The organism is Epibacterium ulvae (genome assembly GCF_900102795.1).
GTDB classification, from domain to species: Bacteria; Pseudomonadota; Alphaproteobacteria; order Rhodobacterales; family Rhodobacteraceae; genus Epibacterium; species Epibacterium ulvae.
On record NZ_FMWG01000011.1, the window covers coordinates 112,606 to 125,884 of the forward strand.

9 protein-coding genes are annotated in these 13,279 nt (G+C 53.6%); 3 read left to right on the plus strand and 6 right to left on the minus strand.

Translation table 11 applies throughout. The features are described from left to right. Positions 1–380 precede the first annotated feature (380 nt). Positions 381–2,771 (plus strand): response regulator, encoded by a 2,391-nt coding sequence (locus tag BLP79_RS15725; RefSeq protein ID WP_090220560.1) that lies wholly within the window; start codon positions 381–383, stop codon positions 2,769–2,771. Positions 2,772–2,781: 10 nt separating this feature from the next. Here BLP79_RS15725 and dld read toward each other — a convergent pair whose 3' ends face one another. From dld to BLP79_RS15740, 3 genes are all read right to left on the minus strand, one after another. Continuing rightward, positions 2,782–4,464, minus strand: a complete 1,683-nt coding sequence (dld, locus tag BLP79_RS15730; RefSeq protein WP_090220562.1) for a D-lactate dehydrogenase — start codon at positions 4,462–4,464, stop codon at positions 2,782–2,784. Positions 4,465–4,524: 60 nt separating this feature from the next. Then, a complete protein-coding gene (locus tag BLP79_RS15735; RefSeq protein ID WP_090220564.1) occupies positions 4,525–6,591 on the minus strand; it encodes a TRAP transporter large permease subunit in 2,067 nt (688 codons plus the stop codon). A gap of 151 nt (positions 6,592–6,742) precedes the next feature. Next, positions 6,743–7,807, minus strand: coding sequence for a TRAP transporter substrate-binding protein (locus BLP79_RS15740; protein ID WP_090220565.1), 1,065 nt, complete (start codon positions 7,805–7,807; stop codon positions 6,743–6,745). Between the two features lie 309 nt (positions 7,808–8,116). On the opposite strand from BLP79_RS15740, the gene BLP79_RS15745 reads away from it, so the two are divergent. Then, positions 8,117–8,890 carry a FadR/GntR family transcriptional regulator gene (locus tag BLP79_RS15745; RefSeq protein ID WP_090220567.1) on the plus strand — a complete coding sequence of 258 codons (774 nt, stop codon included), beginning with the start codon at positions 8,117–8,119 and terminating at the stop codon, positions 8,888–8,890. A gap of 159 nt (positions 8,891–9,049) precedes the next feature. Here the strand turns inward: BLP79_RS15745 and BLP79_RS15750 are convergent, their stop codons facing one another. Continuing rightward, positions 9,050–9,820, minus strand: coding sequence for an inositol monophosphatase family protein (locus BLP79_RS15750; protein ID WP_090220569.1), 771 nt, complete (start codon positions 9,818–9,820; stop codon positions 9,050–9,052). Between the two features lie 99 nt (positions 9,821–9,919). On the opposite strand from BLP79_RS15750, the gene BLP79_RS15755 reads away from it, so the two are divergent. Beyond that, entirely contained in the window at positions 9,920–10,468 is a 549-nt protein-coding gene (locus tag BLP79_RS15755; RefSeq protein ID WP_157844006.1) for a 2'-5' RNA ligase family protein, read from the plus strand. 88 nt (positions 10,469–10,556) lie between these two features. Here the strand turns inward: BLP79_RS15755 and BLP79_RS15760 are convergent, their stop codons facing one another. Both BLP79_RS15760 and BLP79_RS15765 read right to left on the minus strand, forming a co-directional pair. Next, complete coding sequence (locus tag BLP79_RS15760; RefSeq protein WP_090220571.1) at positions 10,557–11,645, minus strand: ParB/RepB/Spo0J family partition protein; 1,089 nt, start codon at positions 11,643–11,645, stop codon at positions 10,557–10,559. Between the two features lies 1 nt (position 11,646). After that, positions 11,647–13,032, minus strand: coding sequence for an AAA family ATPase (locus tag BLP79_RS15765; protein ID WP_090220572.1), 1,386 nt, complete (start codon positions 13,030–13,032; stop codon positions 11,647–11,649). Positions 13,033–13,279: the final 247 nt, after the last annotated feature.

Consider the following 13,279-nt stretch of genomic DNA (forward strand, 5'->3'; position numbering starts at 1 on the left):
CTTAACAATTCTCTCAAATCTGTGATGTTCTTTGAGTTGCACAAGCCAGCAGAGACACCGATTCACGCTTAATAAAGGCTTTCAGCCTAGAGTTGTTGCAGACAGTATTTCTGCAATAGGGGACGCAGAACAATGTGGCAGATGATTTCAGATTGCTTCCTGCACGCCCGTCAGCGGCTCTCCTTTGGCATGCCATCCGTAAAAAAGGCGCTTGAAGGCGCTCCAGGCCACGCAATATCCCGGATTAACCGACAGCTCAAAGCACAAATGCGGATCGATATACCCCTTTTTACCCCGCGTTCAGCCGTGGTTGCACGAAACCCAGAAAAATGCCCTAAGCTATCGTTTTAGCCCGGCTTTAATACGTGATTGTATCAGTTATGAGTATCAAAAGATCCATCATTCAACCCATACTTATATTTGCCATCGCCAGCTTTCTGGCTGGGCTTGTTGCGAGCACCTCTGTCATCTTAGCCACGATACGGCAAAACGCGGCAACTCAAACCGCTCTGGCGATCAGTTCTGAGGCAGAAGAGATTTACCACGGTATCCACGAAGCTCAATTTTACGTGCAGGATGTACTCTCCTCCAACGACAGACCCCATCCCAATCGCCTCGGAGCAGAGTTGAATGCTTTGGTTTCCAACGTAAACGACAATATGCACACGCTGCTCAACCGCCCTCTTCCGGATGAATTGAATACGGCGGTCTATGATCTTCTCTTCAGTTACAGCAGCTGGTTCAAGATGGTCAAAAGCCTGCTTGGCCTTACCCCAATACAAACCCCGGTGAGCACAGAAATCATCAATCACCGCATCATAGAAATTACTGACAACGCGGAACAAGTTGCAGATCTCGCAACCACTCATGCAAGCGCGGAAGCAGAGCGCGCCAGTCAGACTATTATTACCGGCCTGCTGATCGGGGCCTGCGTAACATTTGCACTGATGAGCATGGCGATTGCCTACGCGTATCGCAAAGCCAGCGATATCTCTAACGATATTCTAAAAATATCCTCTCGCGTGGTCAGCCTCACCAGCAAAGAAGACATGCTCGACAACCACAATGGGGATGAACTGGGCGCAGTGAACCGTGCCATCGACAAACTGCACGATGCCCTACTGGAAAAACGTCGCATCGCGATGAACCTGCGTACAGAAAAACTCCGGGCAGAAGCGGCAACCGCGACAAAGTCACGCTTCCTTGCCACGATGAGCCATGAAATCCGCACTCCGATCAATGGCGTGCTTGGGATGGCAGAGATCCTGAATGAATCTGGCCTCACCCCGGAACAGCGATCATATTCAGAAACCATTCAGGCCTCCTCCGAAGCGCTTTTGCGGATTGTGAATGACATCCTTGATTTTTCAAAACTTGAAGCCGGAAAATCCCAACTTCTCGAACAGCCTTTTTCACTGCGTGACGTCGTCTTTGATGTGGCAACGCTCGTAACACCGCTTGCCGATAGCAAAGAGCTAGATATCAGCCTGGACATGCCAGAAGACATACCCAGTCATTATATCGGTGACAGCGGACGCATCCGTCAGGTCCTGCTCAATATCATCGGGAATGCGGTGAAATTTACCCTCAAAGGGCATGTGGACATCACATTGCGTCATACCCCAGACGCAAAATATCCTCTTACAATTGCAATCCAGGATTCAGGCGTCGGCATTCCCGAAGATCAAATTGATCATATCTTTAAAGCATTTGAACAGGTCGAAAGCACAACAGCACGCCGCTTTGAAGGCACCGGCCTTGGGCTCGCCATCACAAATCGGTTGATTGAAGCGATGGAAGGGGATCTTTCAGCCCGATCCACATTGGGGGAAGGCTCCTGTTTCACAATCCACCTTGATCTGCCCGTTTCAGACATGACAGATCCCGAACGGCAAGAGCTGCAAGCCCAGCTGCCAAACCTGGAAAACAAGCATCTCGTGCTAGTCTGCCCAATGTCTTACGCTCAGGATATTCGCAAACGATTGTTTGCCTCCTGGAACATGCAACTCACCATTTTAAACTCCAGCGCTGAAATCATTCCCTATCTTCAACACCATTCCACTGACATTGTCGTCGTTGAAAGCCAGCTCAGCGCTGTTGATGCCCGCGCGCTTTGTCAATCAATTTGGGACCTGGACATACCAACCAAATTGCCAATCATTTTCTGCAGTGAAAGCAAATACGTCAACGAGCTGCAACATCTGAAATCGCTTGGTCCAGCCAATGCGCTGATGAAACCCGTGCGCAACAAATACCTGCTGCGTAGCCTGCTGGAAATGACATCGGGCGAAATCGTCACCAAAACGATAGAACCGCCAGTCGAAACTCAAAAACCCGCCGACACTGATTTTTCTCAACTCCACGTCCTGGTGGCTGAGGACAATCGCACCAATCAGCTGGTTTTACGTAAAATGCTGCAGCCAACGGGCGTCCAGATGACCTTTTGCAACGATGGTCAGGCCGCTGTCGATGCCGCGCGTTCCGGCATTTTCGATATGGTCCTGATGGACATGTCGATGCCGGTGATGGATGGCGTTCAAGCCACCCGGCATATCCGCGCCCTCGAAGATGAAATGGGGCTCTCCCCCTGTCCAATCATCGCGCTGACCGCCAATGTGATGGACACGGACGAACAGGCCTGCCGCGATGCGGGCATGGACGATTTCCTGACCAAACCGGTGCGTAAAAATCTTTTGCTAGACCGCTTGCGCTATTGGTCAAAACCGACCGCCAACGGAAATCTTGAAACCAAGCAGGTAAGCGGGCTGTGACCTCTGATCGTCAGGTGTAGTTTTTCTTACGTGACATCTTCCCAATTCCCGGATTCAGACTGTTTGTGGGATCCACCGATTTGTAAAAGGCGGCCAATTCTGGCTTGGCTGGGTAAACATGCCCGACATTGTGCTCAGACGGGTATTCAGCCCCGCGTTGATCCAGAATATCCAGCATCATCTGCTTGACCACCTTTGGATCTGATCCCTTTTTCACCACATAATCCTGATGCATCACATGGCACATCAAATGGCCATAATATAGCTTGTGCACCAAATGCTGCGTGATCTCCTCGGGCAGTTGTTCAAACCAATTACGATCATTGCGCCGCAGGCCGATATCCAGCGCCAGAATATCTTCCACATCGCCTGCATGAACCGCCATATACCGCACTGCTGCCCCTGCAGCGGCAAACCGGTGCAAGCCTGCCATCTTGGCCTCACGCGGGGTGCATTCAAAATATGCAAGCTGTCCCTCAGCCTGCATCTGCGCCAACATCTCGCGCGCCTCAGCAATCCCGCCATCATGCATTTTCAGGATCAGATGATGCGGGAACTGGGCCCGGTACGCTCGCATCCGCTCTGGCACGATATCGGGCCAGAATTTCATGGCAAACTGCATGAAACGATCGGTGAAAAAGCGCATCCCCGGCACATTTTTCAAAAGCCCGTCAATCCGGCCTTTCAAGGCAAAAAACAGGGGCAAACGATCTGTCCCCAGTTTGTCGATCATCACCATAGTGTCTTTGCCATAGCGGTCTGAGACATCAAACGTCTCTTCATGCATATATTCGGCACTGACCGGCAGCGTCTGAAAACTGCCCAAAACCCGGCGACGTAACTCCGTAAGCGCAGTTGTATCACTCGTTCCGATGTAAAATGTGCGCTCTTCCGCGTTTTTCGCAAAAGTGTCCAAACGCACTGCGAAAACAGCCAGCTTCCCAGCACAACCAGACACCTCATGTAAACACGAAGGATCTGCGTTATAACGCGATGGCGTATCCGCCTCGATATCACGCACCCGGCGGATGTAATCCTTATCCGACGCAACACGGTTGTCGTCCACCACATCCGCTGCCGTATAATCCGCCATCTGCAACCGGCCTAAGATCTCTTCCGGCGTCTCCCCCAGTTCAATCCCCAGATGGTTGACCAGCTCCAACCTGCCCTCTGCGGTGATCTGTGCAAACAGCGCCAGTTCGGTATAGGCCGGCCCCCGCTCAACCAAGGCACCACCAGAATTGTTGCACACCCCACCAACAATGGTTGCGCCAATGCTAGATGATCCAATCACCGAATGCGGCTGTCGCCCCAAAGGCGCCAGCAAGCGCTCCAGCGCAAATAGAGTCGCGCCCGGAAAGCTCACCACTTGCGCGCCCTCTTTGACCAGCTGCAGCTGATCCATGCGCAACGTATTGATCACCACTGCACGACGATCATAAGCGCCTTTTGGTGTTGATCCTTCGGTCAGCCCTGTATTGGCTGATTGCATGACAATGATTTTATCTGCCGCAACACAGGCCTGCAAAACCTGCCATTGCTCCAGCAACGTCCCCGGCCGCACAACCGCCAGCGCATCCCCTTCGCCAGATCGAAACCCACGCCGAAATCGCTGGGTCGCGCTGTCAGCCGTCAACACATAGGCTTTGCCCACAATCGCCTGCAGGCGGACAATCAGATCGTGATCGGTCATCAGGCTTGCACTCCTTATCCAGTCGTTCCTCCGGCCCCAACAGGCCGAAGGATGAGATATTTAATACGCAACAGACGGCAGCCAGGTCGCAAGGGCAGGCCATAAAAAGACCAACGCTAACCCGGTAAGCTGCAACAAAACAAAGGGAATAATGCCTTTGTAAATATCCATCAGCTTGATCTCAGGGGGGCAGACCCCCTTAAGATAGAACAAGGCAAACCCAACCGGCGGCGTCAGGAATGAAGTCTGCAGCGTCACCGCAACCAGGATCACAAACCACACCAGCGCAGGTTCATCAATCGCGTCAAATCCGGGCACATCCAGCCCCAATCCATTCACAATCGGGCGCATCAAAGGCAGCACAATCAGCGTGATCTCAATCCAGTCCAGAACAAAACCCAGCAAAAACACGATGAACAGAATGAACAGCACTGTGCCGGTCGGTCCAAATCCTGTGCTTTGGATGGTGTGTTCAATCAGCTCATCGCCACCCAACTCGCGCAGCACATATGAAAACACTGTCGCCCCAAGGAAGATCGCAAAGATATAAGCCGTGGTGTTAAAGGTCGATTTCAACACGTTCACCAGCTTCTGCAAGGTCAGTTTGCGATACAAAAGCGCCAGCAACGTCGCCCCAAGCGCCCCAACACCAGATGCTTCGGTTGGCGTGGTCAACCCAGCAAAAATAGATCCTAACACAGCCAAAATCAGAGCCAATGTCGGTAAAACCGCCACCAGTACATCCTTCAGCGCCGCCCAATCCGGGCGTTTTGCGCCCTCTGGCACCGGGGCGACATCGCGTTTGATCAATGCAATCACAAAGATATAGGTCAGATACAGCACGCCAATGATCACGCCCGGAAAGACCGCCGCCATAAACAGATCCCCCACTGATAGCGCCATCTGATCCGCCATAATCACCAGCATGATCGACGGCGGGATCAAAATCCCCAACGTGCCTGAGGCCGAAACCACACCCGCCGCCAGCGAAGGATTGTATTTTTGCTGCATCATAGATGGCAGCGACAACACGCCCAGCAAAACAACAGACGCCCCGATAATCCCGGTCGAAGCCGCTAGAATGATACCGATCAGTGTTACCGTGATCGCCAAACCGCCACGCACCGTGCCAAACAGGCGCTGCATTGCCCCCATCAGGCGCTCAGCCACGCCGCTTTCATCCAGCATCAGCCCCATGAAAATAAACATCGGCAGGGCCACCAGAACCGCATTGGACATGGTCGCATAGACTCGGTTCACCACCGCGCCAAGCGTCAGATAATCAAGCCCGGTAAAGGTGCTTTCCAGCCCCGTCCACAGCATCAGATCATTGTCAAAAAGATAGGCCAGACCACAATAGGCCACACCCACACCCGCCAGCGTCCAAGCGACGGGAAAGCCAGTAAACAACAACGCAATAAAGGTCAGGAACATCGCGATGACTAGCTTTTCCTCGGTGGTTTCCACCACAAAGGTCAAGCCCGTCGCCACTACGGCAAAGCCCACCAACGCCCAAAGGATCAGGCGCAGATCTTTGCCTTTGCGTTCGTCCGGCGCATTCACAAACAGGGCGTGCGCATCATGGATCAAGCGCGCCAGCGCCGCAACGGCAAGCAAGACAAAGCTGACCGGGATAACCGCTTTCAGTGCCCAGCGGCCAGGCAAACCGGTTGGGCTGTCGGAACGTTCATTCACCCGCCAGCTTTCATAGAAATAATCATACCCCTGATCGATCATCAGATAGATAAACGGCACCAAAAGTGTCAGGATACCAATCACTTCGATAATCCGCTGCGCGCGACGGCTCAGCTGCATATAAAGCAGGTCGACCCGCACATGGCTGTCAGTCACCAGCGCAAAAGAGATCCCCACCATGGTGACAAGACCATAGAAATGCCATTGAATCTCATCCAGCTTGGGGAAGTTCTGGTTCAGCAGATAGCGAAACGCAACCTGTGCGACAATAGCAGCAATCAGCAGGATATTCGCCCACATCACCACCGAACCGATGCGTTTTACAGTGGTGTCCAGCGCAACAGCAATCGGCTGGCGATCGCGATCCTCGTGCTCCTGAATTTGCTCGTATACATCCACCGGATCATCCGGCACAGGTCGCGTATCCGCCATAGGCTTTTCCTCCTTTTGGGCATGCCGCCCCAATGCGCGACGACACAGGCGGGACAAATCCCGCAAACGGTTTGAAATATGAGAAAATCAGGCAAAAAGGGGGGAGCGAAATAAGCTCCCCCACCAGTCAAACAGGGAGGTAAACCCGGTTTTACTTACGTGGTAAAAACGCGTTCTCTTTCCAAACCTTATACCCATCCCGGAAGTCGTTCAGATCAGCCAGAACCGTGGCAAAGAATTCGTTGTTGGCAGCTTCTTCTTCGGCAACCTCATTCCAGGTTGTCTCAAAGATCTCCAGCATCTCATCACTCCATTGTTTGATGTGGACGCCGTTGTTTTCAACGTTATCAATCAATGCCGCGTGCTGAATGGCTTCGCCTTCCGCAAAACTATCCGCCATCGACGCTTTACAGGCGTTTTCGATGATCGCCTTGTGCTGATCAGAAGCGTCATTCCAGACGTCTTTGTTAATCAGCAATTCAAACACAGTCGCTTGCTGGTGCCAGCCGGGGAAATAGTTGTATTTCACCAGCTTGTGGAACCCAAGACGCGCGTCAATCGCGGGCATGGAAAATTCGGTCGCGTCAATCGCCCCTTTTTCCAACGCCGGGAAAATCTCACCGCCGGGCAAAAGCGACGTCGCCACGCCCAATTTCTGCATCACTTTACCGCCAAGACCAAAAAAGCGCATTTTCAGCCCGTCCAGATCTTCTGGGCTGTTGATCTCATTTGCGAACCAGCCAGAGGTCTCAGGCGCGATCACCGCACAGGGCAGAACTTTTACGTTATAGCCTGCCTGATCATACATTTCCTGATACAGGGTCATGCCGTTGCCATAGTACATCCACGCCATGTATTCGCCTGCTTCCGGTCCAAAAGGAACCGCAGAAAACAGCGGCGCAGCTGGGATTTTGCCAGCCCAATAGCCCGCCGTGGTGTAGCCGGAATTGATCTTACCCGAAGAGACCGCATCCAAAATTTCAAACGCAGGGACCAATTTGCCGGGCTCATAGATTTTCATCTTCAAGGTTTTACCGGACATCAGCTCCAGCTGCTCCGCCACGCGCGGGATTGGTGAACCCAAACCGGGCAATGAGGACGAAAAGGCAATTGGCGTCTTCAGCAGCAGCTTATCAGCCGCCTGGGCTGCGGGGGCCGCAGCCACAGTTGCAGCAACGACAGCGGCAATCGCCATACCAGTCAGGGTCTTTTTCATGATGTCTCCTCCAAACTTCGCTGTGCATAAAACGCAGCGCTCCGGAAGGTAAATATTATTTACCATTACATTTGGTCAACAATTTAATTTACCACTGAACTGGAAAATAGCACTTAGAATGCTCGAAAACTTCACCAAAACCTCGGAAAAATATCATTCTTTGTCCATAAATTATTTATATTTATCAATTGGATGACATTGAGGGATCGCGACAGCCAGCAAAGAGAGCGACCCTTGCTCTTATTCCTTAAGCTGGTAAAGTAAATTAATAACCCTTTCCTTTGATCTTCACCGCAAAGCACCCGATTTATGAGCGACACACATCCGTTTGACCCCATTGGACACGAATCAATTGCCGAAGCTGTGGTGGAGCAAATCGAAACCATGATCGTTGAAAGCATCCTGAAAGAAGGGCGCAAATTGCCTTCTGAACGGGATCTGGCCGAAGCCCTTGGCGTCTCGCGCCCCAAGTTGCGCGAAGCTTTGCAAACACTCGAAGCGCGCGGCCTCGTGCATGTCCGCCATGGGGAAGGCACCTTTATCGCCAATCTGACGGGGCGGGCCATGTCCCCTGCCCTGCTCTCGCTTTATACACGCCACGGCGAAGCCTTTTACGACTATCTGGAATACCGTCGCGAACAAGAGGCCTTTGCCGCCCGCCTTGCTGCAGAACGTGCAACCGCCTCAGACAAAGAGCGGCTCAAGCAAATTATCATCGAAATGCAGGCCGCCTGGGAAAACGAAGACAGCGAGGCCTCACAAGAAGCTGACATCCACCTGCACACTGCAATCGTGGACGCCAGCCAGAACACCACATTGATGCATATGATGGCCTCGGTCTATGATCTGACCCGGCAGGGTGTTTTCTACAATCGCGCCTATCTGCGCACCATGGACGGCAGCGGCGAAGCGCTGTTGCAGCAGCATAAAAACATCGTCGATGCCATCCTTGATGGTGATCCTGCCCGCGCTGACCATGCAGCCCGCATGCATATGGATTTTGTCGAACAAAGCTTTCGCAAAGGTCAGGAACAACAACGCCGCGAACGCCGCGCCAGCAAACGGCGCACATTATCGTCGTAAATTCCACACCTGTGTCTCGCTGTTGCGATCTACACGCGCGCTGGCTTGTTCTGGTGTTAAGGCTGGTGTGCAAGGATGCGATTTCACCGCTGATACATCCCGCACCCGCCATAGATCGGAGGTTTCGCTGCGAAACCTCCGATACCTTAAAAGCGCCGATCAAATCGCCCCAATCACTGCGCGCATTTCCTCTTCCACCCCCGGAACAACCGCCAGAAACGGGCCGCCATTTGGAATAAAGGAAAGCACATCCGGGCTGATGATCCTGGCCCCGGCCTCCTCAAGGATCAGACGCATCGCAAACACATCCCATGCATTGACCTGCCGCTCCCAATAGGCCTCGGCCCGGCCCAACGCGAGGGCCAGCAGGCTGACGACGGCACAGCCGTTGCGACGATACTCCATCCCCGCCTCTAGCGCCTTGCCGATGATTTCAAGATGTCCCGGCACGGTCTGACGCGCCGACCAGCCCAGCATCAAAAGCGCCATTTTAGGATCTTGGCACTGCGATAGCGCGACTTCACCCACGTTAGATCCTGCGCCTTTGCCCTTTTCGGCCCAGATCATGATATTCAGATCCGGGGCGCAAATCCCCCCATGGGTGATAATCCCGTCTTGCACAAAGGCAATAGACACCGCCCAATCGGGCGCGCCCCGCATATAGTTTGCTGTGCCATCAATCGGATCAACAACCCACAACGCAGGCCCCTCTCCGCTTTGGCCCGCCTCTTCCCCCAAGACATGTTCATTCGGATAAGCCTCAGCAATGCGCGACCGGATCAATTCCTCAACCGCCCGATCTGCCACCGTGACAAAATCCTGATGCCCTTTTGTTTCAACAAACCCGTCTCCCTGCGCACTCCGCAAGTCCTGCGCCAGCGCGCCAGCTTCGGCCGAGAGATTCTGAATAAAGGTCAATCGATCCTGCATGATACATCCTGTTCTTTCAAATCACGCCCTTATGTCATCGTGACGTTACGCAGATATGACAAGGCGCCGGTATTCACGCAACGACCAAGGCCCGCATCTATGCCCTCGTCTTCATCCGTTTCGGCGTCCGCGCTTTTTTCTCTGTGGTTGGTTCCAGACGCTCCAACCCGTGAAACACTGGCCGCTGACATTCTATCACTGACCTGCGCCAGCGGCACGGCCCCCTTTGTGCCCCATGTTACCCTAGCTGGGGATTTACCTGACACATCGGATGATATCGCCGCAATCGTTCAAAGGATCGCAGCACAAGCGCGCCCCATCAGGCTTACAGTGGCTGAGGTCGCACAGGGTGATCAGTTCTTTAAATCGCTGTTCCTACGTCTTGACCGCAGCCCACAGATCACCCAACTGCGGGCGCACTGCACGGCGTTTGGAGAGGCAATTGATCAGGCCTCTTTTGATCCCCATATCAGCCTTGCCTATGGCAATATGCCGAAAGAGGCGCGACAAGAAGCGATGCAGGCTGCACGCCGTTGGGTCGGCACTTCTATTGAGGTTTCAGCCATATCGCTGGTGCAGTCCAGTTCTGAAACCCCAATCCAAGACTGGCAGATCCTGCATCGCTTTCCCCTCATCGGGCAGGATTGAGGTTTCGCAGCGAAACCTCCCCTTTGGTCTGAAAAGCAAAAGGCCCACCAATTCAGGCGGGCCTTTTGTCACAATCTAAAATGACTTGCTACTTTGGTTCAAGCAGGTGGCGAATATTTTCCATCACCGCGTCCAGTAAATCAGGAGAGACACGGTCCCCGTAAAAGCGGATCGCATAGCCATCTGGCCCATGCTCTTGCGCCACGGAAATGCCATTGGCCAACTGATAGCGCTCTGACAGCTGCACCTTTGGCGCAGTCTTCGGACGCCCCCCGCGCGCAGGATCCTGCACGCCGCTTTCAGCTTTTTCGACAAGGGGCAGCAAAATGTCCCATTCTTCTTCTGCCGTTTTTGGCTCTGTCTTTTCCAATGCCCCGCGCAATCCTTCGGTGAGGCCAGCACGCAAAGCCCCCGCAATCCGCAGGCATTGGCGTTCGTTCAGGGCGACGGCAAATTTCAAGAGATCGCCTAGGTCTTCGTGGATCAAAGCAAAGGAGCGGATTTTAGACCGCTTTGCTTTGGAGGCGGTTTGGAACAGAACTGTCACCGCCTCGTCAACGCTGGTGAAAATCCCATCATAAACCGCCATCGCGGCAGCGCGTCCGCGTTCATATTGGCTGAGGCCAGCGCGCACTTCGTTTTCTTCGATCATCGCAACCATGGCTTCTTTGACGCCTTGCGGTTCGCGCACAAAGGCTGCGATGGTTGGGAAACGACTGCCCCCGCTCAGCGCATTCAGACGGCGCAGCGCCGCGAGACGCCGATAGCCCGAGATAAGCCCATACTCTGCGCCATCCTCAACATGCTGCGGCACGTAAACTTCGATCGGGAGGCGCAGGCCGTTGGTGGAAATCGAGGTCATCAATTCCTGCATCTCGTCTTCGTTCAGATCCATCCGATCCCGTGACAGCGCATCAGCGGTGATGTCATGGATCGGGATTTCCACGGCAACCAGACCTTTTTCCTGCGCCGCGCGTAGCTTTTCCGCGTCAGCTTTGTCGCGTGCGATCTGTTCGCGGTCTGCTTGGGGCAGGGGGGTTGCACGCATCGCGGCATCTGCCACCACATCGGCAATTGGCGGTCGCACCGCTGTGCGGGTCAGCTCCTGATCGATGCCCGCCTCGATTTCTTTTAAGGCATCCGCGGACGGGGCCTGAAGGGTTCTGCGCCGTGCCATGTTATTCTGCCTCCTCTTCCATCATCTGTGCATCGCGCCACCAGGCGCCCAGCAACAGCTCTTTGAATTCTGCGTAGGTGCGATCAAACACCTCACGGCCACGGGTGTAGGTCTCGCGGTTGAAGTTACGGTAATCGGCTTCATAGATACCCGAAACGCTCTCACCGGCTTGCCCGACCAATGCGGTGTAATCCTGACGGTGGGCATTCATGAAATCACCAAAATAGGCCTGAATGACATTGGCCAGATCCGCCTGCTGGCTGGCATCAAACCGGGTGATCAGCGCGCGCACCGCGTCCCATTCAAATTTCATCTCAGGCAGGCCCGCATTGCGACGGCCTGCGTTTTCGCCATCTTCGATCGAGGCAAAGGTAGAATAAAGCATATCGAAAAAACGGCCCGTGGAGTCAAATTCCAGAAAAGACGCCCCCAGAGGCACCAGCAAGATGTCAGCCGCCGCCAGCGCATTGATGGTGAGATACCCAAGCGCAGGCGGGGTATCGAGCAGGATGATATCATAGTCACCTAAGGCACCACCTTTGTCTAACGCATCTGTCAGCGCATCCCACAGAGGCCAATTGCGCAGCCCCATGCGCCAGACCGGGATCTGAAATTCCGCCCAATAGAGATTGAGCTGCGCCCCAATCAGATCAATATTGGGCCAATGGGTTTTCTGCACCACGTTTCGCAGCGAAACCTCCAAGGCTTCGGTCAGGGTTTCATCAAGGGGCAGGGGGGGATCACCTGCCGCCTCGCGCACCTGATTTTCCGCCTGCAAATGTTCGGCGTAATCGCGTGCGAGCAGCGGAAAGACCGTGCTCCATTCATCCGGGACATCTCCGCCCATGATCGACGTCATGGATCCCTGGCTATCCAGATCCACCACCAGAACCTTATAACCATCCAAGGCTGCCGACATCGCCAGATGTGCGGCTGTTGAGGTTTTACCAACCCCGCCTTTAAAGTTTGCTACCGCTACGGTCTTGGCCTTAAGGTTTTGTGGACGATAGGGGCGGTACTCTTTTGTGCTAACACCTTCTTCGGCGAAATGATCCCGCAGTTTCAGCACTTCTTCGAGGGTAAACCAACGGGACCCTGCGTTGCCTTCCCCCTGTGGAAGGTCGGGGTTTTTGTTCAAAACCCGGCGCAGATGTGCGGCCTGAACAGGAATCAAATAGCGACAGATTTCCCAGGTTGAGAATTTGCGCAATCGTTTTTGCCCATCCGGGGAGTAGCCCCGTTTGGCCAGATCATCACGTCCACGTCCCGCGAGTGCTGCCGCTTTGGCAAATCGGGCGGTGTCTACAAGAGGTCCTAATTTGCTGGCAGCCGTCTCGGGATCCAGATTAAAATAGGGGGGCAGGGGGGTGTCAGGTTTCTTTGCCATGCTACTCGTCTTGTTGCGAACATAAGAGCTCTATGTTCATGTGCCTCGATTAGATCGCCTGTTTCGGGCGTTATTCGCCAAATCATCGCACATCTTTGTTCTGAGGGGAAACCTAGAATTCCGTGGCATGTAAATTCTTTATTTCACGGATCAAAGCGGAGGTTTCGCTGCGAAACCTCTTAAAATCTATATTTATGAAAGACACAAACGGACTTAAAGCTTGTAAGACTTGAATCTACTTTAGAAT

Excerpts from the sequence above, each read along its gene's own strand:
- BLP79_RS15725 (WP_090220560.1), top strand. The coding sequence starts at position 381 with ATGAGTATCAAAAGATCCATCATTCAACCCATACTTATATTTGCCATC.
- dld (WP_090220562.1), bottom strand. The coding sequence starts at position 4,464 with ATGACCGATCACGATCTGATTGTCCGCCTGCAGGCGATTGTGGGCAAA.
- BLP79_RS15735 (WP_090220564.1), bottom strand. The coding sequence starts at position 6,591 with ATGGCGGATACGCGACCTGTGCCGGATGATCCGGTGGATGTATACGAG.
- BLP79_RS15740 (WP_090220565.1), bottom strand. The coding sequence starts at position 7,807 with ATGAAAAAGACCCTGACTGGTATGGCGATTGCCGCTGTCGTTGCTGCA.
- BLP79_RS15745 (WP_090220567.1), top strand. The coding sequence starts at position 8,117 with ATGAGCGACACACATCCGTTTGACCCCATTGGACACGAATCAATTGCC.
- BLP79_RS15750 (WP_090220569.1), bottom strand. The coding sequence starts at position 9,820 with ATGCAGGATCGATTGACCTTTATTCAGAATCTCTCGGCCGAAGCTGGC.
- BLP79_RS15755 (WP_157844006.1), top strand. The coding sequence starts at position 9,920 with ATGCCCTCGTCTTCATCCGTTTCGGCGTCCGCGCTTTTTTCTCTGTGG.
- BLP79_RS15760 (WP_090220571.1), bottom strand. The coding sequence starts at position 11,645 with ATGGCACGGCGCAGAACCCTTCAGGCCCCGTCCGCGGATGCCTTAAAA.
- BLP79_RS15765 (WP_090220572.1), bottom strand. The coding sequence starts at position 13,032 with ATGGCAAAGAAACCTGACACCCCCCTGCCCCCCTATTTTAATCTGGAT.